Origin of the sequence: Methylopila sp. Yamaguchi (genome assembly GCF_002897035.1) — a bacterium.
Lineage (GTDB): Bacteria > Pseudomonadota > Alphaproteobacteria > Rhizobiales > Methylopilaceae > Methylopila.
This window is the reverse complement of sequence record NZ_BAUX01000012.1, coordinates 99,907-126,291: the sequence shown is the minus strand read 5'-3', so window position 1 is coordinate 126,291 and position 26,385 is coordinate 99,907. Positions and strand designations below refer to the sequence as shown.

The 26,385-nt window shown below is 69.1% G+C and carries 28 protein-coding genes and 1 riboswitch; of the genes, 14 read left to right on the top strand and 14 right to left on the bottom strand.

The features are described 5' to 3' along the window. Positions 1-5: 5 nt before the first annotated feature. A complete protein-coding gene (locus METY_RS14890; protein ID WP_103122179.1) occupies positions 6-476 on the bottom strand; it encodes a nuclear transport factor 2 family protein in 471 nt (156 codons plus the stop codon). A gap of 199 nt (positions 477-675) precedes the next feature. On the opposite strand from METY_RS14890, the gene fabI reads away from it, so the two are divergent. Together fabI and METY_RS14880 are read left to right on the top strand one after the other, a co-directional pair. Continuing rightward, the gene (fabI, locus tag METY_RS14885; protein ID WP_103122178.1) at positions 676-1,491 is read left to right on the top strand and encodes an enoyl-ACP reductase FabI; all 816 of its coding nucleotides are present in this window, start codon (positions 676-678) and stop codon (positions 1,489-1,491) included. Further along, positions 1,488-2,072 (top strand): histidine phosphatase family protein, encoded by a 585-nt coding sequence (locus METY_RS14880; RefSeq protein ID WP_103122177.1) that lies wholly within the window; start codon positions 1,488-1,490, stop codon positions 2,070-2,072. Before fabI ends, METY_RS14880 begins: the two co-directional genes overlap by 4 nt. A 116-nt stretch (positions 2,073-2,188) precedes the next feature. Here METY_RS14880 and METY_RS20900 read toward each other — a convergent pair whose 3' ends face one another. Continuing rightward, positions 2,189-2,536: a hypothetical protein gene (locus tag METY_RS20900; RefSeq protein WP_146035734.1), complete on the bottom strand. Its 348-nt coding sequence runs from the start codon at positions 2,534-2,536 to the stop codon at positions 2,189-2,191. Between the two features lie 267 nt (positions 2,537-2,803). Beyond that, positions 2,804-3,841, bottom strand: coding sequence for a glutamine synthetase beta-grasp domain-containing protein (locus METY_RS14875; protein WP_103122176.1), 1,038 nt, complete (start codon positions 3,839-3,841; stop codon positions 2,804-2,806). 535 nt (positions 3,842-4,376) lie between these two features. Here METY_RS14875 and METY_RS14870 point away from each other — a divergent pair. After that, the gene (locus METY_RS14870) at positions 4,377-4,574 is read left to right on the top strand and encodes a DUF2735 domain-containing protein (protein WP_103122175.1); all 198 of its coding nucleotides are present in this window, start codon (positions 4,377-4,379) and stop codon (positions 4,572-4,574) included. A gap of 99 nt (positions 4,575-4,673) precedes the next feature. Here the strand turns inward: METY_RS14870 and METY_RS14865 are convergent, their stop codons facing one another. Next, a complete protein-coding gene (locus METY_RS14865; protein ID WP_103122174.1) occupies positions 4,674-5,927 on the bottom strand; it encodes a class I SAM-dependent RNA methyltransferase in 1,254 nt (417 codons plus the stop codon). Then, positions 5,920-6,699 carry a TlyA family RNA methyltransferase gene (locus tag METY_RS14860; protein WP_103122173.1) on the bottom strand — a complete coding sequence of 260 codons (780 nt, stop codon included), beginning with the start codon at positions 6,697-6,699 and terminating at the stop codon, positions 5,920-5,922. Before METY_RS14860 ends, METY_RS14865 begins: the two co-directional genes overlap by 8 nt. A gap of 102 nt (positions 6,700-6,801) precedes the next feature. On the opposite strand from METY_RS14860, the gene METY_RS14855 reads away from it, so the two are divergent. Both METY_RS14855 and METY_RS14850 read left to right on the top strand, forming a co-directional pair. After that, positions 6,802-8,175, top strand: coding sequence for a TIGR03808 family TAT-translocated repetitive protein (locus METY_RS14855; RefSeq protein WP_103122172.1), 1,374 nt, complete (start codon positions 6,802-6,804; stop codon positions 8,173-8,175). Positions 8,176-8,580: 405 nt separating this feature from the next. After that, positions 8,581-9,423 (top strand): transporter, encoded by an 843-nt coding sequence (locus METY_RS14850; protein WP_103122171.1) that lies wholly within the window; start codon positions 8,581-8,583, stop codon positions 9,421-9,423. A gap of 134 nt (positions 9,424-9,557) precedes the next feature. Here METY_RS14850 and METY_RS14845 read toward each other — a convergent pair whose 3' ends face one another. Then, the gene (locus tag METY_RS14845) at positions 9,558-10,571 is read right to left on the bottom strand and encodes an asparaginase (RefSeq protein WP_103122170.1); all 1,014 of its coding nucleotides are present in this window, start codon (positions 10,569-10,571) and stop codon (positions 9,558-9,560) included. A 161-nt stretch (positions 10,572-10,732) separates the two neighbouring features. On the opposite strand from METY_RS14845, the gene METY_RS20895 reads away from it, so the two are divergent. From METY_RS20895 to METY_RS14830, 4 genes are all read left to right on the top strand, one after another. After that, on the top strand, positions 10,733-11,275 hold the full coding sequence (locus METY_RS20895) for a hypothetical protein (protein WP_146035733.1): 543 nt from the start codon (positions 10,733-10,735) through the stop codon (positions 11,273-11,275). A 75-nt stretch (positions 11,276-11,350) separates the two neighbouring features. After that, positions 11,351-11,647 carry a DUF7218 family protein gene (locus METY_RS14840; RefSeq protein ID WP_103122169.1) on the top strand — a complete coding sequence of 99 codons (297 nt, stop codon included), beginning with the start codon at positions 11,351-11,353 and terminating at the stop codon, positions 11,645-11,647. Continuing rightward, positions 11,647-12,690: a DNA topoisomerase IB gene (locus METY_RS14835; RefSeq protein ID WP_103122168.1), complete on the top strand. Its 1,044-nt coding sequence runs from the start codon at positions 11,647-11,649 to the stop codon at positions 12,688-12,690. Before METY_RS14840 ends, METY_RS14835 begins: the two co-directional genes overlap by 1 nt. A gap of 82 nt (positions 12,691-12,772) precedes the next feature. Next, a complete protein-coding gene (locus tag METY_RS14830) occupies positions 12,773-13,996 on the top strand; it encodes a lytic murein transglycosylase (protein ID WP_244593671.1) in 1,224 nt (407 codons plus the stop codon). 173 nt (positions 13,997-14,169) lie between these two features. Here the strand turns inward: METY_RS14830 and METY_RS14825 are convergent, their stop codons facing one another. The 6 genes from METY_RS14825 to METY_RS14800 form a co-directional block, all read right to left on the bottom strand. Continuing rightward, entirely contained in the window at positions 14,170-14,763 is a 594-nt protein-coding gene (locus METY_RS14825; protein WP_103122166.1) for a HupE/UreJ family protein, read from the bottom strand. A gap of 20 nt (positions 14,764-14,783) precedes the next feature. Next, entirely contained in the window at positions 14,784-15,320 is a 537-nt protein-coding gene (locus METY_RS14820) for a hypothetical protein (RefSeq protein WP_103122165.1), read from the bottom strand. 7 nt (positions 15,321-15,327) lie between these two features. After that, positions 15,328-16,533 carry an agmatinase family protein gene (locus tag METY_RS14815; RefSeq protein WP_103122164.1) on the bottom strand — a complete coding sequence of 402 codons (1,206 nt, stop codon included), beginning with the start codon at positions 16,531-16,533 and terminating at the stop codon, positions 15,328-15,330. A gap of 130 nt (positions 16,534-16,663) precedes the next feature. Beyond that, positions 16,664-17,443 (bottom strand): ABC transporter ATP-binding protein, encoded by a 780-nt coding sequence (locus METY_RS14810; protein WP_103122163.1) that lies wholly within the window; start codon positions 17,441-17,443, stop codon positions 16,664-16,666. Beyond that, a complete protein-coding gene (locus tag METY_RS14805) occupies positions 17,440-18,261 on the bottom strand; it encodes an ABC transporter permease (protein WP_103122162.1) in 822 nt (273 codons plus the stop codon). Before METY_RS14805 ends, METY_RS14810 begins: the two co-directional genes overlap by 4 nt. A 90-nt stretch (positions 18,262-18,351) precedes the next feature. Next, positions 18,352-19,410: a putative urea ABC transporter substrate-binding protein gene (locus METY_RS14800; protein WP_103122202.1), complete on the bottom strand. Its 1,059-nt coding sequence runs from the start codon at positions 19,408-19,410 to the stop codon at positions 18,352-18,354. 101 nt (positions 19,411-19,511) lie between these two features. Next, positions 19,512-19,620, bottom strand: a riboswitch (guanidine-I (ykkC/yxkD leader). A gap of 309 nt (positions 19,621-19,929) precedes the next feature. Here METY_RS14800 and METY_RS14795 point away from each other — a divergent pair. From METY_RS14795 to ureG, 3 genes are read left to right on the top strand one after another with little or no spacing between them, the layout of a single operon-like run. Continuing rightward, entirely contained in the window at positions 19,930-20,376 is a 447-nt protein-coding gene (locus METY_RS14795) for an urease accessory protein UreE (RefSeq protein ID WP_103122161.1), read from the top strand. Continuing rightward, a complete protein-coding gene (locus tag METY_RS14790) occupies positions 20,377-21,072 on the top strand; it encodes an urease accessory protein UreF (RefSeq protein ID WP_103122160.1) in 696 nt (231 codons plus the stop codon). Beyond that, on the top strand, positions 21,069-21,698 hold the full coding sequence (ureG, locus tag METY_RS14785; RefSeq protein ID WP_103122159.1) for an urease accessory protein UreG: 630 nt from the start codon (positions 21,069-21,071) through the stop codon (positions 21,696-21,698). Before METY_RS14790 ends, ureG begins: the two co-directional genes overlap by 4 nt. A 24-nt stretch (positions 21,699-21,722) precedes the next feature. Here ureG and METY_RS14780 read toward each other — a convergent pair whose 3' ends face one another. After that, complete coding sequence (locus tag METY_RS14780; RefSeq protein ID WP_103122158.1) at positions 21,723-22,889, bottom strand: GGDEF domain-containing protein; 1,167 nt, start codon at positions 22,887-22,889, stop codon at positions 21,723-21,725. A gap of 189 nt (positions 22,890-23,078) precedes the next feature. Between METY_RS14780 and METY_RS14775 the strand changes: the two genes are divergently transcribed. Beyond that, positions 23,079-24,398, top strand: coding sequence for a PQQ-dependent sugar dehydrogenase (locus tag METY_RS14775; protein ID WP_444849093.1), 1,320 nt, complete (start codon positions 23,079-23,081; stop codon positions 24,396-24,398). 79 nt (positions 24,399-24,477) lie between these two features. On the opposite strand, the gene METY_RS14770 is transcribed toward METY_RS14775, so the two are convergent. Continuing rightward, the gene (locus METY_RS14770; protein WP_103122156.1) at positions 24,478-25,344 is read right to left on the bottom strand and encodes a DUF2189 domain-containing protein; all 867 of its coding nucleotides are present in this window, start codon (positions 25,342-25,344) and stop codon (positions 24,478-24,480) included. Between the two features lie 255 nt (positions 25,345-25,599). On the opposite strand from METY_RS14770, the gene METY_RS14765 reads away from it, so the two are divergent. Further along, positions 25,600-26,373 carry an SDR family NAD(P)-dependent oxidoreductase gene (locus METY_RS14765; protein WP_103122155.1) on the top strand — a complete coding sequence of 258 codons (774 nt, stop codon included), beginning with the start codon at positions 25,600-25,602 and terminating at the stop codon, positions 26,371-26,373. The last annotated feature ends 12 nt before the right edge of the window (positions 26,374-26,385 follow it).

Here is a 26,385-nt window from a genome sequence, read left to right as displayed (position 1 = left end):
CCGGCTTACAGCCCGAGCTCCGTGAGCCCGGGAAAGTCGTCCGGGCGGGGTCCCTTGGGCCACAGGAACTTGCGCTCGCTTTCCCTGATCACGACGTCGTTGATGCTCGCCTCGCGGCGGCGCATCAGGCCGCGCTCGTCGAACTCCCACTGTTCGTTGCCGTAGGAGCGGAACCAGTCGCCCGCGGCGTCGTGCCACTCGTACTGGAAGCGGACCGCGATGCGGTTGTCGTGGAAGGCCCAGAGCTCCTTGATGAGGCGGTAATCCAGCTCCTTCGCCCACTTGCGGGTGAGGAACGCCACGATGGCGGGTCGACCGGTGAAGAACTCCGAGCGGTTCCGCCAGGTGCTGTCCTCGGTGTAGGCGAGCGAGACCTTCTCTGGATCGTGGGTGTTCCAGGCGTCTTCGGCCTTGCGGGCCTTGAGGGTCGCGGTTTCGAAGGTGAACGGCGGCAGCGGCGGACGCGTGTCGCTCATTGGATCTCCCCGGCGGTTGAATGCGTATGGAGTGCAGCGCACCATGGGCCCGAGCGTCCGTCAACGCGTCTGTGGCCACGCCCTTGGGGTGGAATGAAACGTGCTGTGATGAACGGGGGACCGCGGCGGCTTGAAGGCCTTGAGGCCCTATGCCATAGCGGGCCAATTCCGCGATAACGCGCGCTGTGAGGGTGTTTTGATGACCGATGTCCAGGGCTTGATGGCCGGCAAGCGGGGCCTTGTGATGGGCGTCGCGAACAACCGATCCATCGCCTGGGGGATCGCCAGAGCCGCGGCGAAAGCCGGCGCCAAGCTCGCTTTCACCTATCAGGGCGACGCCCTGAAGAAGCGCGTGGAGCCCCTCGCGGCGGAGCTGGACGCCCATGTCGTCGGCCACTGCGACGTGACCGATCCCGCAAGCATCGACGCGGTTTTTGACAAGACCGGCGAGCTGATGGGCGGGCTCGACTTCGTCGTCCACGCCGTCGCCTTCTCGGACAAGGACCAGCTCGACGGCCGTTACGTCGAGACGACCGCCGAGAACTTCCACAAGACCATGTTCATCTCCTGCTATTCGCTCACCGCCGTCGCGCAGCGGGCGGAGAAGCTGATGGGGAACGGCGGCTCGATCCTGACGCTGACCTACTACGGCGCCGAGAAGTGGATGCCGCACTACAACGTCATGGGCGTCGCGAAGGCCGCGCTTGAGGCCTCCGTGCGCTACCTCGCGGCCGACCTCGGCCCGGGCGGCATCCGCGTCAACGCAATCTCGGCCGGCCCGATCAAGACGCTGGCGGCCTCAGGCATCGGCGACTTCCGCTACATCCTGAAGTGGAACGAGTACAACGCCCCGCTGCGCCGCACGGTCTCGATCGAGGAGGTCGGCGACTCGGCGCTCTACCTGCTGTCCGACATGGGCCGCGGCGTCACCGGCGAGGTGCACCATGTGGACGCGGGCTACCACATCGTCGGCATGAAGAACCCCGACGCGCCGGACATGTCGGTCGCGGGGTGACGGCTCCGCTGGTCGTCGTTCGCCACGGCGAGACCGACTGGAACGCCGAGGGGCGGCTGCAGGGCCAGACCGACATTCCGCTGAATGGGCGCGGCCGCGACCAGGCGGACGCCGTGGGCCGCACGCTGAAGGCGGCGCTCGGCGACGCCGCCGGCTACCGTTTCGTCGCGAGCCCGCTGTCGCGCGCCTCCGAGACCATGCGGCGCCTGCGCGCGGTTCTCGGGCTCGACCCCGACGCCTTCGACCGCGATCCCCGCCTGAAGGAGCTGTCCTTCGGAGCCTGGGAGGGCTCGACGTTCCGCGAGCTCAAGCGCCGCGATCCGGCGAGCGTCGCCCGCCGCGCCAGGACCATTTGGGATTTCCGGCCGCCCCAAGGCGAGAGCTACGCCGACCTGTCGCTCAGGGTGAGCGAGGCGGTGGAGGCGCTCGACGGGCCGACGGTGCTCGTCGCCCACGGCGGCGTCTCGCGCGTGCTGCTGACGCTGCGCGGCGGCGTCGATCGCGCCGCCGTCCCCGACATGGCGATCGTGCAGGGCCGCGCGATCGTGTTTGACGACGCCGGCTGGCGCTGGACGTCGTAAGGCGCGGCGGCGGCGTCATTCCCGCAAGCCGGGTCTCAAGGACTTGGGATTGGGGCTAAGTCGCGGCCATGCCGTCGTCATTGATCCTAAGCGGAGCGGAATCTGAACGCGGGCGACTAACGGCCCTGCGCTATCCGGACTAAATCTGGGTCCACAATCTTTTTCGAACTTTCCAAGTATTTTTCATAACTGATCCTGCCGTCGCGGTAGGCCTTTATGAAGCGTTCGCAGAAAACATCAGGCGAGCGCTCTGATGGCAAATTCACCAAAAGGTTGATGGATTGATGGAGCTGCGGGTTGCGGCGTACCTTGGCGGCGCACTCGGCCGTGACATGTCGCATGGCCGCAGGACTTCCGATCAAGACCTCGCGTCCCGCCGCGAACGTTTTAGGATCGACGGCCGCTGCGCATCCCCCTAACAACACGACGCAAGCGGCGATGCCCGCCGCTCCAACAAACTTCATGCGCTCTTCCCCCATTCGTAGAGTGCGGTGAATCAGACGGCCTATTATGGATTGCACAGTAAATCTTCGCAATTGCCCGGAACGTTGGTGAGCCTGTTGTTGGACGTTCTTTAGCGCGGTTTGCTCTTCAAGCACTTCGAATCGGCTGAAGCGCATAGCCGCCGACCTGAGCGCTACTGGAACGACGAACGCCGACGGGCGGGGCCCGTCGGCGTTCTGGAGAGCGGAAGGTCGGGCCGAGACAGCGACGTCCCGGCCCAATTCTGATCAGGCCGCGGCGGCGGCCTTCTCGGTCGGAACTTCCGAGATCGTCTTGAGGACCTGCGAGGCGATCGCGTAGGGGTCGCCCTGCGAGTTCGGGCGGCGATCCTCGAGATAGCCCTTGTAGTCGTTCTTGACGAAGGAGTGCGGCACGCGGATCGAAGCGCCGCGGTCAGCGACGCCGTAGGAGAACTTGTTCCACGGCGCGGTCTCGTGCTTGCCGGTCAGACGCTTGTCGTTGTCCGGGCCGTAGACGGCGATGTGGTCCATCAGGTTCTTGTCGAAGGCCGCCATTAGGGCCTCGAAGTAGTCCTTGCCGCCGACCGTGCGCATGTACTCGGTCGAGAAGTTGCAGTGCATGCCGGAGCCGTTCCAGTCGGTGTCGCCCAGCGGCTTGCAGTGATACTCGATGTCGATCTCGTACTTCTCGGTCAGGCGCTGCAGCAGGTAGCGCGCCATCCACATCTCGTCAGCGGCCTTCTTGGAGCCCTTGCCGAAGATCTGGAACTCCCACTGGCCCTTCGCGACTTCCGCGTTGATGCCTTCGTGGTTGATGCCGGCCGCGAGGCACTGGTCGAGATGCTCCTCGACGATCTCGCGCGCGATGCCGCCGGCGGCCGCGTAGCCGACGCCGCAGTAGTACGGGCCCTGCGGGGCGGGGTAGCCCTGCTCGGGGAAGCCGAGCGGGCGGCCGTTCTGGTAGAAGAAGTACTCCTGCTCGAAGCCGAACCAGGCGCCTTCGTCGTCCAGGATGGTGGCGCGCTTGTTGGTGGAGTGCGGGGTGACGCCGTCCGGCATCATGACTTCGCACAGCACGAGCGCGCCGTTGGTGCGGGCCGGATCCGGATAGACCGCGACGGGCTTCAGCACGCAGTCGGAGCTGTGGCCCTCGGCCTGCATCGTGGACGAGCCGTCGAAGCCCCAAAGCGGCAGCTGCTCGAGAGACGGAAAGGAGTCGAACTCCTTGATCTGGGTCTTGCCGCGGAGGTTCGGCACCGGGGCGTAGCCGTCGAGCCAGATGTACTCGAGCTTAAACTTCGTCATTTCGAGCCTCTCAGAAAGCGTATGACGCGAGGGGTCCAGAATCTCGGCGCGGCCGGTCGCCCGCCGACGCGAGCGTCGACGACCGCACCCTCCCAAAGCAGTAAACATGCCAGTTGGCGGGGCGCCGGAGGCGCCGGCCCCTGGTCCGATCGCGTGCGGGCCCTATGTCGGAAAGGACGATGACGGCCTCCCGCGTGGCCGAGGCTTCGTGCCGCTTGCCGAACCCGACCTGAAATCAGTCGCTTAAGCAGCGCCCCATGAGGGCCGCGTCTGCGCGCCGGGGTTCAGGCGCCGGAAGGCCTGATCGCTGTTAGAGATCGCTGTCAACCCTCGGCGCTGCATGACGAGCGCCTGCCTAATGTGCATGCGCGCGGGACGCGCAACGGGCCGCGAAATGCGCGGCGGAACCGAGCATGCTGATAGTTTAGCCAACTTCTGCTTTTTTACTAGGCAAACAGATCAAAAACTACGCACACTTCCCATATCACGAGTAGCCGGGCCCTGAGGCTCGCGACGTAGAGGAAAGGTTGATGCGATGACTTCGGCTCACAGCCCCCAGCCCACGGCCAAGATCTATTCGTTCCCGCAGAACCGCATCGCGGCTGCGGACGCGCGCCGAAAGGCGCAGTTCGCCGCCGAGATCCGCGCCGCCGTCCAGGCGCCCGTGGTGCAGACCGGCGCCTGGTATCACGACGAAGCGATCCGGGACTCAAAAGGGGTGAGGCCGAATTAGGCCGCGACGGATCCGATGCCGAAGCGCCGGGATCCGCACCACCGACGACGCGACTGAAGAGGGCCGGCGCTGACGCGTTTCGGCCCTTTTTCATGGCGCCTAACGGCGCGCAAAGACCGCCACCGCCTCGACGTGGGCCGAATGCCTGAACTGGTCGACGGGCGTGACGCGCTCCAGCGCGTAGCCGCCGCGCGTCAGGATCGCCGCGTCGCGGGCGAGCGTCGCCGCGCTGCAGGACACCGCAATCACCTTTTTCACGTTCGACTCGGCCAGCATCCGCGCCTGGGCCTCCGCGCCCGCCCGCGGCGGATCGAACGCGACGGCGTCGAAGCGGGCGAGCTCCGCCGCCAGCAGAGGGCGCCGGAACAGGTCGCGCGCCTCGGTCGTGACCCGCTTCAGCCCGGACGCGCGGCGCGCCGCGGTATCCAGGGCGGCGATCGCCTCGCGGCCGCTTTCGACGGCGTGGACCTCGGCGGTCTCGCTAAGCCGCAGGGCGAAGGTGCCGACGCCCGAGAACAGGTCGGCCACCCGCTTCGCCTTGCCGATCGCCTCCGTCACGAGCGCGGCCAGGACGGCCTCTCCCTCCGCGGTCGCCTGTAGGAAGGCGCCCGGCGGCGGCGCGACCAGCGCGCGTCCCATCGCGATTTCTGGACGCCGCCGCTCGACCACCACGTCGCCGTGGATCGCGAGCCGCGCCAGGTCGAGGCTCTCGGCCAGGGCGACGAGCTTGAGCCGCAGCGCCTCGGGCGGCGAGCCGGAACCGCGGACGTCGACGTCGAGCCCGCCGCCCGTGCCCGTGGTCACGATGTCGAGCGGCTTCTTCCGAGACGACAGCGCGGCCGCGACCGCGCGGGCGACCGGCAGCGCGCGGGCGAGCGAGGGCGCGAGCAGCGGGCAGGCCGCGATCGGGGCGATCGCGTGACTGCGCGCTTCCGCGAAGCCGACATGGATCCGGCCCGTGGCGTCGGCGCGGGCGTGGAAGGTGGCGCGGCGGCGCCCGGCGCCATGGGCGTCGAGAGTCGGGTTGACCCGGTCCGCGACGTCGAGCCCTTCGCGCAGGAACGCGTCGATCAGCAGCCCGCGCTTCCAGGCGAGAGCGGCCGGCTGGGCGAATTCCTGGATCGCGCAGCCGCCGCAGCGCGGAACCTCGGGGCAGTAGGCCGCGACGCGGTCCGGCGAGGCCTCGATCACGCGCAGCAGCCGGGCGCGCTCGCCGCGGCGCTCGACCTCGACGGTTTCGCCGCCGAGCGCGCGGCCGACGAACACCGCGCCCTCGGGCGTGTCCGCCACGCCGTCGCCGCGGTGGCCGAGGCGAGCGACGGCGAGGGTCTGGATTACGGCGGGCTCACCCATGGTCGGGCCCTCGGGCGCCGCCCGCCCGGTCCGCCGCCAGCAGGTACTCCACATTGCCGTCGCCGCCGGCGATCGGGGAGGGGACGACGCCGCGCACCTTAAGCCCAGCCGCGCGCACGAGGTCCTCGGCGGCCTCGACCACGCGGCGCCGCGCGGCCTCATCCTTCACGACGCCGCCCTTGCCGATGTCCTTCTTCCCTGCCTCGAACTGCGGCTTCACCAGCGCAACCAGCGTCATCGCCGGGGCCGCGAGCGCGAGCGCCGCCGGCAGGACCACGGCTAGCGGAGCGAAGCTCACGTCCATCACAACGAGCTCCGGCGGCTGCGGCAGAGCGCTCGGGTCGAGCGCGCGGATGTCGACGCTCTCGAAGCTCGTCAGCCGAGGATGCCCCTGCAACCGGGGGTGCAACTGGTCGCGGCCGACGTCGACGGCGGCGACGTGCGCCGCCCCCCGGGCGAGCAACACCTCAGAAAACCCTCCGGTCGAAGCGCCGACGTCGAGCGCGTGGAGGCCGTCGACGTCGATCGCGAAGATGTCGAGCGCATGGGCGAGCTTCACCCCGCCGCGCGAGACGTAGGGGTGCGCAGGCTCCGCCGCGATCGTCGCGTCGCGCGGCAGCATGTCCGACGCGCGGGCGACGGGGGCGCCGTCCGCCGTCACGCCGCCGGCCGCGATCGCCGCCTGCGCCTTCGCACGGCTTTCGAACAGGCCGCGCTCGACCAGAAGCAGGTCGGCGCGGCGACGGGGAGAAGCGGAGGACGATGGGGGCATCGGCGAAGTCTTTAGCAAAGCCGCGCCCGCACGACACGCGAGTTTAACGCCGCCGCCGGCATCAAGAGGCAAACCGTACGCTCGACGCCCAGGAGAGGCCGCATGCCGACAGGAGGTTTCGCTCCCACCGAGCGCCGGGTCGATCGACGCCGGGTCCTCGGGGGGATCGCCGGCGCGGCGGCAGTCGGCCTCGCGCCAGGCTTCGCCGACGCCCTGCCGGGCGCGCTCGACGCGGCGACAGTGGGCGTGAAGCCCGGCGACGGCGACCAGACGCGCGCTTTGACCCGGGCGTTGGAGCGGGCGGCCCGGGAGGGGCGCCCGCTCGCCTTGGGGCCTGGCGTATACCGCGCAGCGCGGCTCGCGCTGCCCGACGGCGCGGTCTTGATCGGAGCGCCCGAGGCGACCCGGCTCGAACTGAGCGAGCCCGGACCGCTGCTCGTCGCGCGGGGCGCCGCTCGGGTCGCGCTGCGCGGGCTGGTGCTCGACGGCGCGAACATTCCTGGCGGGTCCCAGCTCGGCGTCATCCAGTTCGAAGACGTCGCCGCCGCGCTTCTGGACGAGGTCGCGGTGGTCGACGCCGGCGGCTCCGGAGTCGTCATGCTGCGCTCGGGCGGCGTCGTCCGCGCGAGCCGCGTCGAGAACGCCCGGCACGCGGCTCTGTTCTCCTTGGACGGCCGAGGGCTCACGGTGACCGACAACCTGATCCGCGGCTGCCGGAACAACGGGGTGGTGATCCGCCGCTCGGCCAAGGGCGAGGACGGCTCGATCGTGTCGCGGAACCGGATCGAAGGCACGGGCGCTCTCGACGGCGGGCTCGGCTGGAACGGAAACGCGGTGAACCTTTCCAAAGCCAGCGGCGTCATCGTCTCCGGGAACGCCATCCGGCGATCGGCCTTCACCGCCGTGCGGGCGCACGAATCCGACGACGTGCAGATCGCCGACAACATGTGCCTCGACTGCGGGGAGACCGGGCTCTACGCGGAGTTCGGCTTCGCCGGCGCCGTCATTTCCGGCAACCTCGTGGACGGCGCGGCGAACGGCATCTCGGTCGCGAACTTCAACGAGGGCGGCCGCCTCGGCGCGATCGTCGGCAACGTCGTGCGCAACCTCTTTCGTCGCAAGAAGCTCGACGGACCCGGCGACAGCTACGGCCAGGGCATCGGCGTCGAGGCCGACGTGGCCGTCACGGGCAACGTGATCGAAGGCGCGCCCAGTTTCGGGATCCACGCGGGGTGGGGGCCCTACCTTCGCGACGTCAGCATCAGCGGCAATGTGGTGCGCGGCTGCGACGTGGGAATCGGCGTCTCGGTGGTCGACGGCGTGGGCGCGGCGACCATCGTCGGCAATACGATCACCGGATCGCGGCGCGGCGCGGTTCTAGGTTACCGCTGGACTGAGATCGCGACGCCGGAACTTGGCGTCGGAGGGTCTGGCGGCCTGCCGGCGCTGACGGTTGCGCAGAACACTATCCGTTAACCTTACGTTTACCTTCGCAGGCCCGGTTGGCCGTCGGCGGCGCCCGAAATCCGGGCGCCCGATCACGTAACCGTTTGAAGTTTTTATAATTTGCTCAGAAAGCGCGTTGTTCGCCGCAATGCGGCATCGCCGAAGGTGAATCGTGGCGGCTCGTGGCGAGGATGCGACATTTCGGAGACACCGCCTGCAGATCAGCGTCGAGGGCCGCGGTTCCTCTAGCATTCGCCGAGGAAAAACTGTCCTCTGCTGCTGACAGCGTCGACTCACCGGCGCCGTTCCGCTTCAAGTATCGACTTTCGGCGGGTTTCGATTTCGGGACGTTTAGAAACCCAGTCGAAAGCGCAAACGAAAGAGCTCGGGTAGGGCGACGCGTGAGCAACGCGTCGATCGGAGGAAAAGATCGAAATGAAGAACGTGATCAAAATTGCGGCCGCCGGCGCTCTCGCGCTGAGCGCCTCCGCCACTGCGGCGTACGCGAACGCCACGGCTCAGCCGGGCGAGACTGCTGGCCTCGCGATGGGCGCCCCCCTCCCGGAAGGCGTGTACTTCGTGAACACGCTCGACTGGGGCGTCACGGACACCCCGGGCGGCGACACCCGCACCGGCGTCGACATTCCGGTCATCGCATGGTCGACCCCGTGGCATCCGCTGGGCGCGAACTTCCAGCTGCTCGGCGCGCTCCCGATGATCCACGCGGACGGCCCCGGCGGCGCCTTTGACGACGCTGGCCTCTACAACCCGTTCCTCGCCGCTAAGGTCGCCTTCGACCTCGGCAACGGCTTCGGCGTCAGCTACCTCTCGGGCGTCTACTTCAACGCCGGCGAAAAGAACATCCGCGTTCACGCCACCACCTGGCGTCAGGACTTCGCGATCAGCTACACGGCCGACGGCTGGAACCTGACCGCCAACCTGATCTGGGGCCTCAAGGACAACAACGTTCGCGACGGCTTCAACCTTGACCTGACGGCCACCAAGACTTTCGGCAAGTGGGAAATCGGCGCGATCGGCTTCGGCTCGACCCAGTACGACGTCTCCCGTCGTGACCGCCGTCTGAACGGCGGCAAGGTCGAAGGCTTCGCCGTCGGCCCGCTCGTCGGCTACAACTTCGGACCGGTGATCGCTCAGGCCGCTCTGACGACCAGCATCTACTCCAAGAACTCCTCCGACGACACGCGCGGCTGGTTCCGCCTGATCGTGCCGCTGTGGACCCCCGAAGCTCCGATGACCCCGCTCGTCACCAAGTACTGAGCGACGTCTTCGGTCCTTTAGGACTGTTCGGAACGGGGAGCGCCTTGGCGCTCCCCGTTTTCGTTTGCGCCGCTACGTTCGGTTGCTCGCCGTTCGGATCCGCCGGCGGAGCGAGGACGTCAGAAAGCGTTCCGTCAGCCGCCGGCCAGCTCGCCGGCTGCGCGGACCTCGCCGACCTCGGCGCCGGCCCAGTTCCGGAGCGAGCGGCGCACGCGGGACGCCAGCCAAGCTCCAGCGTCGCCCTCCGGTCTGAGAAAGCGCGCGAGCACGGCCGACATCGCGGCTTCGGCGCCGCGGATCGCGCCATCGTCGATCTTGATCGCGACGCCAAGCCCGAGTTCGGGCAGCGCGCCGGTGTGCACGCCCTCGGCGCCCATCTTCACGAAGGCCCGTCCGTTCAGCACCTGCATCGCCTCGGTGTCGAAGCGGCCCGTGCCCGCGATCTCAAAAGGCGCGGACCATCCCGCCTGCTGGAGCCGCTGCGCCGCCCGGGCGCGCTCGGGCGCGAATCCCTCGCCAGACCCGAAGCGGGCGAAGGCGCGCGCGATGGACGCGAGCGGCGCGGCGTAGGTGGGGATGCCGCAGCCGTCGATGCCGACCGCGGCGTCCGCCAGCGACAGCCCGAGCGCGCCCTCCAGCGCCGCGGTCACCTCCCGCTGCACCGGATGCTCCGCGCCGACATAGCCCGTGGGGTCCGTCTCCATCGCGCAGGCGAGGCAGAGGAAGCCCGCGTGCTTGCCGGAGCAGTTGTTGTGGAGCGCGCTGGGCCCCGCGCCGCTCGCGGCCAGCGCCCGCGCCGCGGCGTCGTTCATCGGCCAGTGCGCGCCGCACTCCAGCGCCTCCGCGCCGAGACCAAGGCGCGCGAGGGCGCCCGCCGCCGTCTCCACGTGCTCGGGCTCGCCGCCATGGGAGGCGCAGGCCAGCGCCAGTTCACGGTCGCTGAAGCCGAACCGCTCCGCCCCGCCGCTCTCCACCAGCGGAAGCGCCTGCAACGCCTTCACCGCAGACCGCCCGAACACGGGCCGTTCGACGTCGCCAAGCGCCAGCAGCAGACGGCCGGAGGAGTCGGACACGGCGAGGGCGCCGAAATGACGGCTCTCCACGGCGACGCCGCGCGTCACCTCGGCGAGCAAAGCGGAAGCGGTCATAAGGACCCTTTCGGAAGATGCGCGGACCATTCGAGGCCCGCGGGCGTGATTCACAACTATTCAGAGTAGAGACTGTTTTCGATTGGCGGCGATCACGGAAGCGCACCTAAGATTGGGCGGAGACCGCGCTCGTCGGCGCTGGGGCCAAGAGGGTAGCTGAGATGATTGACCGCAGCGCCTTCGCCGCCATCCCTCTTGTGACGCTGCTTTTAGGCGGGTGTGCTCTGCCCGACCGTGCGGAGGTCGTTCCCACAACCGAATACAAGCCCGACCCTGGCTTTTGGAGTCTGGGCTTACATCGGAATGGATTTTCGGAGGAACGCATCGACGACCAGACTTGGAAGGTGCGTGTCTTTGGTACGGCGACGACGGAGCCTAGCCGTATGGATCTGATCGCTGAAACCCGCGCAGCGGAGATCGGAAGCACGAACGGGTTCCCGTATTTCAAGATAATAGGTCGAGATGGAAGTCTAAGTTGCGACTACAGGAGTTATTATGATCCGAGACCGATAAATTCCTTACCGAAGTCGGAGATCACCGTCCGCTACGCGAAGGCGGCCCAGCCCGATTATCTTCCAACCGAACAGACGTTCACTGAAAATCGCGCAAAGCTCCAGATGCCTACGACCGTTGAGGACCGCGCACTTGCGGATCAGCGTCTCCTGACCGCTTGCGCAGTGCTGCGCGAACGCCGCGCTGGTTGAAGCTTCTGCGTCGCCCGCTGCCGGAACTTTGCCTCCCGCGCCCTCGTTCTCCTGGCTCAGAGCGAGGAGGCAAACATGCCTGCAAAGAACGCACGGCCGGAGGCGGCGAAAAACCCCTCCATCAAGAACGCAGAGGTTTACGAGGCGCTGCGCGAGCAGGGCGCCAGCAAGGAGAAGGCGGCGCGCATCGCTAACGCGCAGGCGAAGTACGGCGACAAGGGCCCGAACGCGCCGTCGCACAAGGGCGGCAAGGCGCCGGAGTACGAGGAGTGGAGCCGGGACGAGCTCTACGGCAAGGTCAAGGAGATTGGGCTCTCGGGCCTGTCGAAGGCGTCCAAGGGCGATCTCATCCACGCGCTGCGGTCGCACTGATGGCCGACGACGAGGTCGCGCTCGAAACGCTCGCCAAGGAAGCCGGCCTCAAGCTGACGGCGTCGCGCGATCTGTCGATCGTCCGTCGCCGCGCCGGCACGGGGTTCGCCTATCTCGACGGCCGAGGCAAGCGCGTGACGGACGAAGCGACGCTCGCCCGGATCCGGTCGCTCGCGATCCCGCCGGCCTATGAGGACGTGCGCATCGCGGCGCAGGCGAACCGGCACCTTCAGGCGGTGGGCCGCGACGAGGCGGGGCGGACGCAATACCGCTACCACCCCGACTGGGACGTCGTGCGCGAGACGCGCAAGGTGGAGCGCCTCGACAAGGTGATCGAGGCCTTGCCGAAGCTGCGCCGCGCCGTGGCCCGCGACATGGCGAGCCCGAAGCTGAGCAAGACCAAGGCGCTCGCGAGCGCCGTGGCGCTGATCGACGAGACGCACATCCGTGTCGGCTCGGAATCCTACGTCCGCTCCAACAAGGCCCACGGCGCCTCCACGCTGCTGAAGCGCCATGTGACCGTGACGGGCGAGACCGTCGAGCTCGCCTTCCGCGGCAAGGGCGGCAAGGACGTCGCGGCGCGCATCCGCTCCGGACGGCTCGCCCGCGCCCTCGGCCGGGTCGGTTCGCTGCCAGGCAAGCGCTTGTTCCAGTACCGCGGCGACGACGGCAAGGTCCGGCGGATCACCTCGGTCGACGTCAACGCCTACCTGCGCGAGGTCACGGGCCTGCCGGTGACGGCGAAGGACCTTCGGATGCTCGGCGCGAGCGCCGCCGCAGCCGAGCAGCTGTTCGAGGTCGCTCCCGCCCAGAGCGAAACCGGCCGCCGGCGGCAGCTCGCGGCCGTGATGCGCGCCGTGTCGGACCGGCTCGCCAACACGCCGGCGGTGGTGCGCAAGTCCTACGTCCACGCCGTGGTTGTCGAGGCCTTCGCCTCCGGGGCGCTGAAGAAGGCCTATGAGGGCGCGCGGGCGAAGCCCGGCCTCCGCAAGGCGGAGACGGCGCTCGCCCGGCTGGTGCGGCGCATGAAGTCGGGCGGCTGAGCGCGCCGCCCATCACTTCGGCTTGACCCGCGCGCGGCTTCCGGTCGATGTGTCGGCATTCAAAGCCGAAGCCGACGAGCCGATGACGCACCTTCTTCGCAGCGCCTGCGCACTCGCCATGATCGTTGCCTGCGGCGGCGCCGCCTTCGCCCAGACCGCGCCGGTCCAGACAGCCCCTTGCGGGGGCGAGTTCCCAGCCTGGCTCGACGGCGTCCGCGCCGAGGCCCGCGCGCAAGGGGTTTCGGAGCGGGCCATCGCGGACGGGCTCGCGGGCGTCGTGATCGACCCCAAGGTGCTGGCCCTCGACCGCGGCCAGGCCGTGTTCCAGCAGACCTTCCTGCAGTTCGCGAGCCGTATGGTGGCGGGGCAGCGGCTGACGAAGGGGCCTCAGGTCATCAGGCAGAACGCGGCGCTGTTCGACAGGGTGAAGGCCGACTACGGCGTGCCAGCCTCGGTCATCACCGCGTTCTGGGGGCTGGAGACCGACTACGGCGCCAACCTTGGCAAGTTCGACACCCGGAATGCTCTGGCGACGCTCTCCCACGACTGCCGCCGGCCGGACTTCTTCCGTCCGCAACTCATCGCGGCGCTCAAGATCGTCGATCGCGGCGATCTTGCGCCCTCCGAGATGCGCGGCGCCTGGGCGGGCGAACTTGGCCACACCCAGATGATGCCGGTCGACTACCTCCGTGACGCGGTCGACGGCGACGGCGACGGCAAGCGCGACCTGATGCGCAGCGTGCCTGACGCCATCATGTCGGCTGGCAAATACCTCTCCGACATGGGCTGGAAGCGCGACGAGCCATGGCTGCAGGAGGTCGTTGTCCCGGCCGAGATGCCGTGGGTCGAGGCCGACATCGACGTGAAGCACCCTGTAGGCCAGTGGGCGGACTGGGGCGTGAAGCCGCGCAACGGCGCGCTGCCGCCGGACGAGGCCAAGGCCGCTCTGCTGCTGCCCATGGGCCGCAACGGGCCGGCGTTCCTCGCTTACGATAACTTCGACGTCTACCGGAAGTGGAACCAGTCGTTCATCTACGCGACGACCGCGGCCTATCTCGCCACCCGCTTCGACGGCGCGCCGGAGGTCTCGATCGGCGCTGCGCCGGTGCGGCCGCTGACCACGGACGAGCTGCACGAGCTGCAGCGCCTGCTGGCGAAGGACGGTTTTCTCGCAGGCGCGCCCGACGGCAAACTTGGCGGCGACACGCGCAAGGCGACGCGTAAGGCGCAAGCCAAGCTCGGCCTCGCCGCCGACGGCTACCCCACGCTCGAGGTGCTCCAGGCTTTGGCGGCCCAAGGCGGGTGAGGGCGGCCCTGCTTGGGGCCGCCTTTGTTAAACTGCGCCGTCGTCCTCCGGCTTGACCGGAGGACCCATCGAGCGCGTCGTCTGAGATGGATGGTCCGGTCAAGCCGGACCATGACGGCGTAGAGGTTCCCCGAACGATACGTGCGCCGTCCGGGATTGGCTTCTCCTGAGCCTCAGCCCAGCAGGATCACGACGCCCGCAAGCGCAGCGAGGCCGCCGGCCGCGCGCGCGACCAGGCCGCCGTTCGCAGCGGAGAGCTTCGCGGTGAGCAGGCCGAAGCCGACGCCCGCCGCGTGCAGCGCCGCGGTCGCGAGCAGGAAGCCCGCGGCGTAGGCCGCGCCGCTCGCGGTCTCGGGCGCTTCGGCGCCGTGGGCGTAGCCGTGGAAGGTGGCGAACACCCCGACCAGCGCCATGGCGGCGGCGACCGGCGCCTTGACGCCGAGAGCCACCGCGACGCCGAGCACGACGATGGAGAGCGCGATGCCGGTCTCCACGAAAGGCAGCGCGACGCCCGCCATGCCCAGCCCGCCGCCCAGCGCCATCACCGCGACAAAGGTCGCCGGCACGGCCCAGAGCGCGCGACCGCCGAGCTGGGCGGCGAACACGCCGACCATCACCATCGCGAGCACGTGGTCGAGGCCGCCGACGGGGTGGCCGACGCCCGCGGCGAAGCCGAAGGCCTCGCCGTGGCCCGGATGGGCGAGCGCGAGGGTGGGGGCGAGAGCGGATGCGCCGGCGAGCGCGGCGCGGAGGAGGGAACGGCGCATGGATCTGTCTCCGGAAGGCATCATGCCGAGGGCGTGTCGAAGCGTGAGGCTTGGCTGCGGTCGCTGAGCGCGCGCGCGGCGGCGAAGTCGAGGCGGACGACGGCGCGGCCGTCGTGGAACAGGAAGGCGAGCGCCCGGCGGCGCGAGGTCATCTTAGCCGGCAGCGGATCGTAGCGCACGCCCGCGCCGCCCAGAAGCGGAGCGACGGCGCCGACGTCGACGCGGTCCTCCACCTCGACGCGCAGCAGGTGGAACCGCCGCCCCGCCTCATCCTCGCCGACGAAGGGAATGCCGGCGACGCGCAGAAAGCTCGTCGGGTCTGAGGCCGCGGAAAAGGCCTCCACGAAGGCCGCCTCCACGAGGTCGAGATCGGTCGTCCTCGGGTCTTCCGGCTGCGGCGCATGGCCGTGCGGCAGGTGCGGCGTCTGCCACTGCGCGTTCCGCTTCGGGCCGGCGTTGTGGCCGGGGCCGGGGCGGGTATGCGCATGGCCGGGATGGGCGTGGCCGTGGAAATGGCTGCCCATGTGCTCGTGGGGATGGTCGTGTCCGTCGTGCATGGCCGCCTCAGAAGCTCACCGGCTTGTCGATGATCGACTTGTGCTTGCCGAGCGTGCCGTGGGCGACCATCGAGCCCAGCGCCTCCACGATCACGCGGGTGCCGAACAGCGCGGTGATGTCGGAGGTGTCGTAGGGCGGGGAGACCTCGACCACCTCGAGCCCGCAAATGCCCGGCGCGGTGACGAGCCCGAGGATCTTCAGCGCCTCGCGCGGCAGGAAGCCGCCCGGCTCCGGCCAGCCGGTGCCCGGCACGAAGCCGCAGTCGATCGAGTCCACGTCGAAGGAAATGTAGACCGCGTCGGCGTCCTTCCAGGCGAGTTCGAGCGCGATCTCGGCGGTTTTCTCCAGGCCGAACTTCTCGATGTCGTCGATCGTCAGCACGTTGGTGTCGCGCTTGCGCGCCTCGCTGACGCCGTAGCGCGGCACCTGCCATCCGCCGATGCCGAGCTGCACGAGGTTCTTCGGGCTCACGTTCGGCAGGTTCGTCGCCCAGAACCAGGGCGTCGTGTGCATGCGCTCGTCGAGGTCCTTCTCCTGGATGTCGATGTGCCGGTCGAAGTGGATGATGCCGATGCGCTTGGAGGTGACGTCGGCGATACCGCGGACGCAGGGGAAGCCGATGGAGTGGTCGCCGCCGATCATGACCGGCAGCGCGCCGGAGGAGGCGATGTGGCTGACCCCGCGGGTGATCTGGTCGAAGCTCTTTTCGAGGTTCGCGGGGATCGTGAACACGTCGCCGGCGTCGCACAGCGTCATCTGCTCGCGCAGGTCGATGCCCATCTCGTAGTTGTAGGGGGTGTAGAGCGCCGAGATGCGGCGCACGCCCTGCGGCCCGAAGCGGGTGCCCGGGCGATAGGTGGTGCCGGAGTCGAACGGAATGCCGATCACGGCGGCGTCGTAGTTCCCGACGTCGCGGACGTTCTCGACGTAGGGCGCCTTCATGAAGGTGTTGATGCCGGCGAAGTGGGGAAGCTCGCCGCGGGCGAAGGTCGGGATCGACTTATCGGTGATGCTGTCCGCGCCGGGCAGGCCCATGTCGAGCGCCCACTGCTGCTCCTTGCGCCACATGGTCTCCGGCAGGCGGCTTTCCGCGTCGAGCGCCTTCCAGCCCTGGGTGTCCATCTTGCTGAAGTCGGGATGGTGGCGGCGCAGGCGTTCGCGCGAGGCGGCCAGTCCTGCGAGGCGGCGGCGATGGATGGGCGACGAGGTCATTCGGCTTCTCCTTGGGTAAGGCTGGCCGTCTTCCCGAGGCTCGGGAACGTCATCAGCGGGTAGTGACGAAAACTGAACGTGATCCCCCGGCCTGTCCGGGGCATGACGAGGCGGGACCCGCGAGCGGCGCTCACTGCGCGGCCCTCGCTTCGAGCGGAGGCTTCGAAAAGCCAAGCACCGGCACCGCGACATCGCGCGTGAGGTCGAGGTCGTAGGTGATGCGGGCGCCGAAGCGGCCGGGGGCCTGCGGATCGTGGCGGGTCTTGTCGAAGGCGATCACCCGGGTGCCGAGGGTGAAGGCCTCCTTGAGGTCGTGGGTGACCATGATCACGGTCATCCCGAGCCGCGACCACAGCGGCTTGAGCAGCCCGTGCATCTGGACGCGGGTGCCGGGGTCGAGCGCGCCGAACGGCTCGTCGAGCAGCAGCACTTTCGGATCCTTCGCGAGCGCCTGGGCGATGGCGAGACGCTGCTGCATGCCGCCGGACAGAGCGCTTGGGTACTTGTCGCGGTGCGCCCCGAGGCCGACCGCGTCGATCAGCTCCTCGGCCTTCGCGATCGCGGCCCGGCGCTCGGCGCCGAACAGCTTTCCGAGCAGCGGCGCCTGCGCGAACTCGTAGCCCGCGAGCACGTTGCCGAGAACGGTGAGGTGCGGGAACACCGAGTAGCGCTGGAAAACCACGCCGCGGTCGGCGCCCGGCTCGTCTGGCAGCGGCTTGCCGTCGAGCGTCAGGGTTCCGCGCGTCGGGCGGTCCTGGCCGAGCACCATGCGCAGGAAGGTGCTCTTGCCGCAGCCGGAGGGGCCGACGACCGAGACGAAGGAGCCCGAGGCGATGTCGAGGTTGAGGTTCTCGATGACGATCTGGTCGCCGAACTCAACCCAGACGTCGCGGACGGAGATCGCGCTCATCGGCGCTCCCCCGCATAGGCCCAGGGGAAGGCGGAGCGCGACAGCTTCGCGAGCGCCCAGTCCATGACGAAGGCGAGCAGCGTGATCCACGCGACGTAGGGCAGGATCACGTCCATCGCGAGGTAGCGGCGGACGAGGAAGATACGGTAGCCGAGCCCGGAGTCCGCCGCGATCGCCTCCGCCGCGATCAGGAACAGGAACGCTGGCCCGATCTGCAGCCGCACCACCTCGATCAACCGCGGCAGCGCCTGCGGCAGGACGACCCGCAGCACGGTCTGCCAGGTGGAGGCGCCGAGCGTCTGGGCCTTCACCAGTTGCTCGACCGGGATCGCCTGAACGGTCATCGCGATGTCGCGCACGATGCAGGGCGCGACGCCGATCACGATCAGCACCACCTTCGAGACTTCGCCCAGCCCGAAGACGATGAACAGGATGGGCAGGATCGCCATCGGCGGGATCATCGACAGCACGCCGACCAGCGGCCCGCCGCTCGCGTCGGCGACCGGCAGGATGCCGATCGCGACGCCGAGCGAGAGACCGATCAGCGTGGCGAGGCCGAGCCCCAGCGCGAGCCGCTGGAGGCTGGCGGCCGTGTCGGCGACCATCGTGATCTCGCCGGTCCGTTTGTCGGGCTCGGTCGCCATGCGCGTCGCCGTGGTCGCCATCTCGGAGAACGGCGGCAGCAGCTTGTCGTTGGGGTTGACCGCCCGACGCTCCGCCGATCCCAGCACGTAGACGAGCGCCAGCAGCACGAAGGGGATGATCGCGAGCAGCAGGCGGCCGCCCGGGTTCGGACGGATGTTCATGGCGCGACGCATGAGGACTCCGTGTGGATAGGCCGTTATCCCGGACGGCCTACGGCCGATCCGGGATCGTTCGACGCATAAGGCGCGGAGGCGCGGCGCCCGTCACAGTTTCCCGTCGGCGGCCATCTTCATGAAGGTGGGGTCAAAGCGCAGCTTCACGTTGCCCGCGTCGCCCAGCGTCTTGCCGCCGGCGAAGCCGATGCCGACCGCGTCCTTCGACTTGGCGCCCTCGCCGAGCAGTCCATGGTCGAAGGAGAAGGTGCGCACGAGGTCCATGGTCTTCACGATCTCGGCGCTCTCCGTGAACGAAACGGCGTCCGCGGGCTTGGCGAAGAGCTTGGTGGCCTCGAGTTGCGAGTCGAAGCCCGCGAGGTCGGTGCCGGACTGCTTACCCATGGCGGCGCGGGCTTCCTTGCCCTTCTCGCCGGGGTCCGTGACCAGCGCGAGCGTCTCGTACCAGATGCCGGCCAGCGCCTTGCCGAAGTCCGGGTTGTCCTTCAGCGTCTCGGTGTTGACGGCGAGCACGTCGATGATCTCGCCGGGAATTTTTGCGCTGTCGAACAGCGGGGTCACGTTCGGCTCGGCCTTCACTTCGGCCAGCAGCGGGTTCCAGGTGACCACGGTCTTCACGTCCGGGGCCTTGAAGGCGGCCACCATGTCGGCGTCGGAGGTGTTGACGACCTTGACGTCCTTCTCCGACAGGCCCGCGCCTTCCAGCGCCCGGGCGAGCAGGTAGTGCGAGACCGAAAGTTCGACGAGGTTGATGCTCTCGCCCTTCAGGTCCGCGACGGACTTCGCCGTTTTGGAGACGATGCCGTCATTGCCGTTGGAGAAGTCGCCGACGATCACCGCCGTCGTGTCGACGCCGCCGGCGGCCGGGATCGTCAGCGCGTCCATGTTGGTCAGCGTGACGCCGTCGAACTTGCCGGCGGTGTATTGGTTGATCGACTCCACGTAGTCGTTGATCTGGGTGACCTTGATGTCGATGCCGTACTTGTCCGCCCACTTCTTCACGATGCCGCTGTCGGCCGCGTAGGGCCACGGCATCCAGCCGACGTAGATGGTCCAGGCGATCTCAAAGGATTTCTTCGGGGCGGCTTCGGCGGAGGGCGCGAAGACGGTCGCGGAGAGAGCAAGAGCGGCGATGAGCCTGCGTAGCATGCGGAACGCTCCTCGGTCGGCCATATGAGCCGTGGTGTCCTCGGAGTCCGCCGCGCACGAAAGCAATGGAGGTCGGTTCGCGGCGACGAACCCGTGCAGTGACCTCCCGGGATTTTGCCCCGCCGTGTCTCCCCGCATGCTCAGCGGAGAGTGCGTCTCTCGGACCAGCGCCGCCCTGATCGGACGGCCGGAACCCTAGACGCACTGCACGGGCAACCTGCAGCAAGGCGCGTGCCATGGGCAAGCGGAAACGCGCTCCGTTCCGTCCGCGCCGTCGGCGCGCGACCGGAAACGCTGGGACTTCGACGGCGCGGAAACCTTCGTCTCTCGATTGCGGAAGCCTCGCATTCCGGCGCCGCGCGGCCGCCAAGGCGGGAGCGGACTGACCTAACCGGCGGCTGGCGCCTAAATTGTAGGCGGGTCCCGCCTGTCATCCGCGCTGTCTGCGCCGTGGACAGGCCGACGCCTGCTCCGCCATAGTCGCGCCCTCCCGCATCGCGTTCCTGATCGAGACTTCCGATGATCCGCGCCGTCTCCGTTCTTCGCCGCGCCGCCGTGCGCCCCGAGCGGACCGTGGACGTCGTGACGCTCGATCACGACGGCCGGCAGAGGCGCCGCATCGCGCTCGCCTGCGAGGGCGGGCTCGACGTGCTGCTCGACCTCGAGAAGCCGATGGCTCTCGAAGACGGCGACGCGTTGACGCTCGAGGACGGCCGGCTCGTGCTGGTGAGGGCCGCGGCCCAGCCGCTGCTCGCGATCACCGCCGCGTCGCCGCTCCGCCTCGCGCGGCTCGCCTGGCACGTCGGCAACCGCCATACGCCGGCGGAGATCCGCGAGGACGCGATCTACATCGAGCCGGACCACGTGCTGGCCGAGATGGCGCGCGGGCTCGGCGCGACGGTGACGGAGGTCACGCGTCCCTTCACGCCGGAACGCGGCGCCTATCACGCCCACGGCCACGGTTAGATGCTGGCCCGGATCGACGCGGCCGAAGCAGGCCTCCTGAAACTGCTCACCTGGCTGTCGCCGGCCTTTCCGATCGGCGCCTTTTCCTACAGCCACGGGCTGGAGTGGGCCGTGGAGATCGGCGACGTCACGAGTCGCCCGGCGCTGGTCGATTGGCTCGACGCGCTGCTCGCGCACGGCGGGCTTGGGTCCGACGCCGTCTTCTTCGCACGCGCCCACGACGCGGTCTGCGAGGGCGACGCCGCAATGTTCGCCGCCGTGGCCGAGCTCGCCGCGGCGTTCCAGCCGTCGCGCGAACGGCGCCTTGAAAGCTTCGCGCAAGGGAGCGCGTTCCTCACCGCGATCCGCGCCTCGGCGCCGACCTCAGCGCTCGATCTCGCCGGGAGCTGGGAGGGGCCGGTCGCCTATCCCGTCGCGGTGGCTCTCGCGAGCGCCGGCCACGGCCTGCCGCGCGGTCCCGCGCTTGCCGCCTTCCTGCACGCGGGCGTCGCGAACCTGATCTCCGCCGCCGTGCGGCTGGTGCCGCTCGGCCAGACCGACGGGCTCAAGGCGCTCGCGGCGCTGGAGCCGGCCGTGCTCGTGGCCGCCGCGCGCGCGGCGGCCACGCCGCTCGACGACGTGTCCGGCGCGGCGTTCCGGTCCGACATCGCGTCCATGCGCCACGAAACCCAACGCACGAGGTTGTTTCGCACATGACCGCATCTCCCCACGGCCCCCTGCGGGTCGGCGTCGGCGGCCCAGTCGGCTCCGGAAAGACCGCGCTGATGGACGCGCTCTGCAAGGCCCTTCGCGACCGGGTGAACCTCGCGGCGATCACCAACGACATCTACACCAAGGAGGACGCCGAGTTCCTCACCCGCTCGGGCGCGCTCGTTCCGGAGCGCATCCTCGGCGTCGAGACCGGCGGCTGTCCGCACACGGCGATCCGCGAGGACGCCTCGATCAACCTCGCGGCGGTCGATGACCTCGTCGCGCGATTTCCCGGGCTGGAGCTGATCCTGATCGAGAGCGGCGGCGACAACCTCGCGGCGACCTTCTCGCCGGAGCTCGCCGACCTCACCATCTACGTCATCGACGTCTCGGCCGGCGACAAGATCCCGCGCAAGGGCGGTCCGGGCGTGACGCGCTCCGACCTGCTGGTGATCAACAAGATCGACCTCGCGCCCATGGTCGGCGCCAGCCTCGAGGTGATGGACCGCGACGCGACCGCCCAGCGGCGGGGCAAGCCCTTTGTGTTCGCCAACATGAAGAGCGGGCAGGGGCTCGACCGGGTGCTGCAGTTCATCGCGGAGGCCGGCGGGCTCTCGCGCGCCGCGGCGTGAGGCTTTGGGCGTGAAGCTCGGGCGTCAGGCCGCCATGCAGTTGCGGCCGCGGGCTTTCGCCCGGTAGAGCGCGAGGTCGGCGCGGGCCATCGCCGGCGCAAGATCGGTTTCGTGGACGTCGACAGCGCTGACGCCGACGCTCACGGTCCAGGCCGGAAGGCCGGGCGAGCCCGCCTTCGCCGCAGCCAGCACCTGCTCCGCGAACCGCTGCGTGCGCAGCGGAGTCGCCCGCGGCAGCACCGCCATGAACTCGTCGCCGCCGAGCCGGACCAGCGTCGCGCCCCGGGAGGCGACGCTCAGCGCCATCACCGCCGCGGCGAAGGCCGTCAGCACCGCGTCGCCGGCGGCGTGGCCGTGCTGGTCGTTGATCGCCTTGAACTGATCGACGTCGATGAGGATGACGGCGGACTGAGCCGCCGCCAGCGCCGAGCGGCGGGCGTCGAGAGCGGCGCGGTTCCAGGCGCCGGTGAGCGGATCGCGCAGCGCCGCCTCCCGCAGCGCCCGCTGCGCGCGCTCGCCGGACATGGCGAGCAGGCCGACGTACATGGCCACCAGCAGGGCCTGATCCGACAGCAACGCCAGCACGGCGGAGGCCTTCTCGAACCAGCCCGCGTAGAACTGCGCCGCCATGCCGACGACGTAGCTTGGAAGGTAGGCGAGGATCGCAATCGCAGCGATGCGGCGCCCGAGCATGGGCGTCGTCTGGCGCTCGAACAGCAAAGCGAGGCCGGTCATCGCCACGCTGACCGTCAGTCCCAACGCGGCGCCGGTCTCCATCGCGGCCGTCGCGGTCACGCCCGGGATCGGACCGAGAAACGCTGGGCTTGCGTAGCCGATGGCGGCGAGCGGCGGCGGCAGCGCCATCCACCACACGAAGGGCGTCCGGCCGTCGAACCGCCGGGCGCCGGCGTGCAGGAGGGTGTTGCTGAACGCGACGAGGGCGAACAACGCCGCGCCGGGCAGGGGCGATGCAAGATCGTCCACAGCCGGGAAGGTCATCAGCACGCCGCCGTACACCGCGGAACTCATGGCCCAATACAGCAGATGACTTTCGCCGGCGCGACCACGCCAAAGCGAGAGAAACACCCCGGCGTAGGCCAGGCTTGCGACAAGACTGCAAAGGCGGAGCGTGTTGAAGTCGGGCGTCGGAAACATGCGGTCGAAGAGGTTCTGGCGTGAGATCGGCGGCATAGTAAGGAACGTGCATTAACGAAGCGCGCGTGTTTCGACGCCGAGCGAGGATCACGGCGTCGTGCATGCGCGGAACCTCCGCCGGTCGCCTACGTTCTCGCCTCGAGTTCCCCTTGCGTCGCGTCGGGGATACGCCGTCGCGCGCCGTGAAAGGCCCCTGTCATGCTTCCCCATTCCAAAGCTCTTCTGATGTCCGCCGCGTGCCTGTCGCTTGCGGCCTGCGGGGAGGAAGCGTCGGTTCCGCTGGAGAAGACCTACGGGCCCAACCCGGTGCTCTCGCAGCCGAAGCAGAGCTGGATCCCGACCGTGAAGGTGGCGGACGCCAAGGGGTGGCCCGAGGGCAAGACGCCCAAGGCGGCGCCAGGCCTGACCGTGACGGCCTTCGCCGACGGGCTCGACCACCCGCGCTGGCTCTACAAGCTGCCGAACGGCGACGTGCTGGTCGCGGAGTCGAACGCGCCGCCGAAGGATGAGGGCGCCGGGCAGAAGAGCCTGTTTGCGCGGGCGAAGGATGCGGTCGCCGGCCTTGTTAAGAAACAGGCTGGGGCGGGCGTCGAGAGCCCCAACAAGATCATGCTGCTGCGCGACGCTGACGGCGACGGCAAGGCCGAGGTCAAGACGGTCTTCATGAAGGACCTCATGTCGCCCTTCGGCATGGTGCTGGTCGGCGACCGGCTCTACGTCGCGAACGCCGACGCTTTGGTGGCGGTGCAGTATCCCGAAGGCGCGACCGAGATCACGGCCAAGCCAGAGAAGGTCGTCGACCTGCCGGGCGGCCCGATCAACCACCATTGGACTAAGAACGTCATCGCCTCCAAGGACGGCGCGAAGCTCTACGTGACGGTCGGCTCCAACTCGAACGTCGCCGAAAACGGCATGGAGCACGAGACCAACCGCGCGGCGATCCTCGAGGTCGATCCCGCGGCGACGACCTCACGTCTGTTCGCCTCCGGTCTGCGGAACCCCAACGGTCTCGCCTGGAATCCGGAGGACGGCCGCCTCTGGACAGCCGTCAACGAGCGCGACGAGATCGGCTCCGACCTCGTTCCGGACTACATGACCTCGGTGCAGGAGGGCGGTTTCTACGGCTGGCCGTACAGCTGGTTCGGCCAGCATGTGGACGAGCGCGTGCAGCCGCAGCAGCCGGCGCTGGTCGCGAAGGCGATCAAGCCGGATTACGCGCTCGGGCCGCACACCGCCTCGCTCGGCCTCGCCTTCTCGGAGGGGACAGCTCTTCCGGAGGCCTTCCGCAACGGCGCCTTCGTCGGCCAGCACGGGTCGTGGAACCGGAACCCGCCGTCGGGCTACAAGGTGATCTTCGTGCCGTTCTCGGGCGGCAAGCCCGCCGGCGAACCCAAGGACGTGCTGACAGGGTTCATGACGGACGGCACGGCCTGGGGCCGGCCGGTCGGCGTCGCCTTCGACAAGACCGGCGCGCTTCTGGTGTCGGACGACGTCGGGAACAAAGTCTGGCGCGTGACGGCTGGAGCGGCGACCGCCTCCCGCTAAACGCTGGGCTTCTGGAGCTCTCTCTTCTGAAGGCCGCGCGTCACGCTGGACGCGCGGCCTTCTTCCGTCCAGGTCTCCGTCAGACGATGACCCGGCGGTAGAGGTGCCAGGTCGAGTGCCCGAGGATCGGGAGCACCAGGATCAGCCCCATCAGCAGCGGCAGCGACCCGAGCACGAGCAGGGCCGCCACGAGCGCGCCCCAGGCGAGCATCGGAACCGGGTTCTTCGCCACCGCGCGCACCGAGGCGGCGACCGCGGTGCGCACGCGGAGCTTGCGATCAAGCAGCAGCGGGAACGAGATCACGCTGATGGACAGCGCCACGAGCGCGAAGAGAAAGCCTGCGCCGCAGCCGTAGAGGATCAGCTCCCCGCCGCGGCGGGTGCCGAGCACGTCTTCCGCGAAGGCGCGGAGCGAGGTCGGCGTCTCCCAGCCGTAGATGCTGCCGTAGATCGCCATCGCCGTCAGCAGCCAGGCCGCGAACAGCGCGGTGAGGATCAGCCCGAGCCTGAGGATCGCGCCGCCCGACGGCGTGGCGAAGGCGCCCATCGCCGCTTCCCATGTGGCGATCTCGCCCGCCTCGCGGCGCCGGCTGAGCTCGTAGAGGCCGAGCGCGAGGAACGGCCCCATCAGCGCGAAGCCGGCGGTCAGCGGGAACAGCAGCGGGATCATGTTCTCGTGCAGCGTCATCGCCCAGAGGATGAGGCCCGCGAGCGGGTAGATCAGGCCGATGAACAGCACATCGGTGCGGGCGGCGAGAAAGTCGTCGATTCCAAGGCGCAGCGCGATCCCGAGATCGCCAAGGCCGATTCTGCGCACGCGCGGCCGCGTGGTCTCGTACTCCGTCGCCGGCCGCCGCAGGCTATGGTTGGCGGCCCCGAAGGCCTCGACGCTTTCGCCCAGTCCGTCGACGCCCCATTGCAGGGGATTTCGGATGGCTCCGGCCATGTTCGTATCCTCCCAGATGTTGTGGGAGCCGCCGCGTGTAAGCAAGCCGAACGTGACAGTTAACCAGAAGTCACGAACGCGCCGCGAACTCCCTTTGGATCGCAGGCTACGCCCGAAGATCTCGGCCGTCAGTAGAAATCACGCGTCGCATCGCGCGCCGCGCGTTGGCGCTGGGCTCCCGCTGCGCTATCTCGGCGGTCGTTTGGAGCCGGCGGCGCACGCGCGCGGCCGGCCGCTGTCTGGAGACGCCCGCCGATGTCCTACGCCATGATCGATCCCAAGACCCTCGTCGTCCTCATCACGGGGGCGACCTCCGGCTTCGGCGAGGCGCTGGCGCGGCGTTACGTGGCGGAGGGCGCGAAGGTGGTGGCGACCGGACGGCGCGTCGAGCGGCTCGATGCGCTCAAGGCGGAACTCGGCGACGCCCTCCATGTGGCGGCCCTCGACGTCCGTGATCTGCCGGCGACCGAGGCGCTGCTCGAAGGCCTGCCGGACGCGTTCAAGAACGTGAACGTCGTGATCGCCAACGCCGGCCTCGCGCTCGGCCTTGGGCCGGCGCAGACCGCGGACATCTCGGACTGGCACACGATGATCGACACCAACGTCACCGGCTTCGTGCACACGGTGCGTGCCGCGTTGCCGGGTCTGATCGCGCGCGGCGGCGGCCACATCGTCACGATCGGCTCGGTCGCGGGCGACTATCCCTATCCCGGCGGCAATGTCTACGCCGGCACCAAGGCCTTCGTGAAGCAGTTCGCGCTCGCGCTGCGCTCCGACGTCCAGGGCAAGAAAGTGCGCGTCACCAACATCGAGCCCGGCATGGTCGAGACCGAATTTTCGCTCACCCGGTTCAAGGGCGACGCCGACAAGGCGTCGAACGTCTACGCCGGGATGGAGGGCATGACCGCGGATGACATCGCCGAGACGATCTTCTGGACGACGACGCTGCCGCGCCACGTCAACATCAATCGGCTGCAGGTCATGCCGACGCAGCAGGCGTTCTCCGCCTTCGACGTCAATCGGGGGTGACCGCAGGTTAGA

Bases quoted from the DNA above. Each gene is read 5' to 3' on its own strand.
- METY_RS14890 (WP_103122179.1), bottom strand. From the start codon at position 476: ATGAGCGACACGCGTCCGCCGCTGCCGCCGTTCACCTTCGAAACCGCG.
- fabI (WP_103122178.1), top strand. From the start codon at position 676: ATGACCGATGTCCAGGGCTTGATGGCCGGCAAGCGGGGCCTTGTGATG.
- METY_RS20900 (WP_146035734.1), bottom strand. From the start codon at position 2,536: ATGAAGTTTGTTGGAGCGGCGGGCATCGCCGCTTGCGTCGTGTTGTTA.
- METY_RS14875 (WP_103122176.1), bottom strand. From the start codon at position 3,841: ATGACGAAGTTTAAGCTCGAGTACATCTGGCTCGACGGCTACGCCCCG.
- METY_RS14870 (WP_103122175.1), top strand. From the start codon at position 4,377: ATGACTTCGGCTCACAGCCCCCAGCCCACGGCCAAGATCTATTCGTTC.
- METY_RS14865 (WP_103122174.1), bottom strand. From the start codon at position 5,927: ATGGGTGAGCCCGCCGTAATCCAGACCCTCGCCGTCGCTCGCCTCGGC.
- METY_RS14860 (WP_103122173.1), bottom strand. From the start codon at position 6,699: ATGCCCCCATCGTCCTCCGCTTCTCCCCGTCGCCGCGCCGACCTGCTT.
- METY_RS14855 (WP_103122172.1), top strand. From the start codon at position 6,802: ATGCCGACAGGAGGTTTCGCTCCCACCGAGCGCCGGGTCGATCGACGC.
- METY_RS14850 (WP_103122171.1), top strand. From the start codon at position 8,581: ATGAAGAACGTGATCAAAATTGCGGCCGCCGGCGCTCTCGCGCTGAGC.
- METY_RS14845 (WP_103122170.1), bottom strand. From the start codon at position 10,571: ATGACCGCTTCCGCTTTGCTCGCCGAGGTGACGCGCGGCGTCGCCGTG.
- METY_RS20895 (WP_146035733.1), top strand. From the start codon at position 10,733: ATGATTGACCGCAGCGCCTTCGCCGCCATCCCTCTTGTGACGCTGCTT.
- METY_RS14840 (WP_103122169.1), top strand. From the start codon at position 11,351: ATGCCTGCAAAGAACGCACGGCCGGAGGCGGCGAAAAACCCCTCCATC.
- METY_RS14835 (WP_103122168.1), top strand. From the start codon at position 11,647: ATGGCCGACGACGAGGTCGCGCTCGAAACGCTCGCCAAGGAAGCCGGC.
- METY_RS14830 (WP_244593671.1), top strand. From the start codon at position 12,773: ATGACGCACCTTCTTCGCAGCGCCTGCGCACTCGCCATGATCGTTGCC.
- METY_RS14825 (WP_103122166.1), bottom strand. From the start codon at position 14,763: ATGCGCCGTTCCCTCCTCCGCGCCGCGCTCGCCGGCGCATCCGCTCTC.
- METY_RS14820 (WP_103122165.1), bottom strand. From the start codon at position 15,320: ATGCACGACGGACACGACCATCCCCACGAGCACATGGGCAGCCATTTC.
- METY_RS14815 (WP_103122164.1), bottom strand. From the start codon at position 16,533: ATGACCTCGTCGCCCATCCATCGCCGCCGCCTCGCAGGACTGGCCGCC.
- METY_RS14810 (WP_103122163.1), bottom strand. From the start codon at position 17,443: ATGAGCGCGATCTCCGTCCGCGACGTCTGGGTTGAGTTCGGCGACCAG.
- METY_RS14805 (WP_103122162.1), bottom strand. From the start codon at position 18,261: ATGCGTCGCGCCATGAACATCCGTCCGAACCCGGGCGGCCGCCTGCTG.
- METY_RS14800 (WP_103122202.1), bottom strand. From the start codon at position 19,410: ATGCTACGCAGGCTCATCGCCGCTCTTGCTCTCTCCGCGACCGTCTTC.
- METY_RS14795 (WP_103122161.1), top strand. From the start codon at position 19,930: ATGATCCGCGCCGTCTCCGTTCTTCGCCGCGCCGCCGTGCGCCCCGAG.
- METY_RS14790 (WP_103122160.1), top strand. From the start codon at position 20,377: ATGCTGGCCCGGATCGACGCGGCCGAAGCAGGCCTCCTGAAACTGCTC.
- ureG (WP_103122159.1), top strand. From the start codon at position 21,069: ATGACCGCATCTCCCCACGGCCCCCTGCGGGTCGGCGTCGGCGGCCCA.
- METY_RS14780 (WP_103122158.1), bottom strand. From the start codon at position 22,889: ATGCCGCCGATCTCACGCCAGAACCTCTTCGACCGCATGTTTCCGACG.
- METY_RS14775 (WP_444849093.1), top strand. From the start codon at position 23,079: ATGTCCGCCGCGTGCCTGTCGCTTGCGGCCTGCGGGGAGGAAGCGTCG.
- METY_RS14770 (WP_103122156.1), bottom strand. From the start codon at position 25,344: ATGGCCGGAGCCATCCGAAATCCCCTGCAATGGGGCGTCGACGGACTG.
- METY_RS14765 (WP_103122155.1), top strand. From the start codon at position 25,600: ATGTCCTACGCCATGATCGATCCCAAGACCCTCGTCGTCCTCATCACG.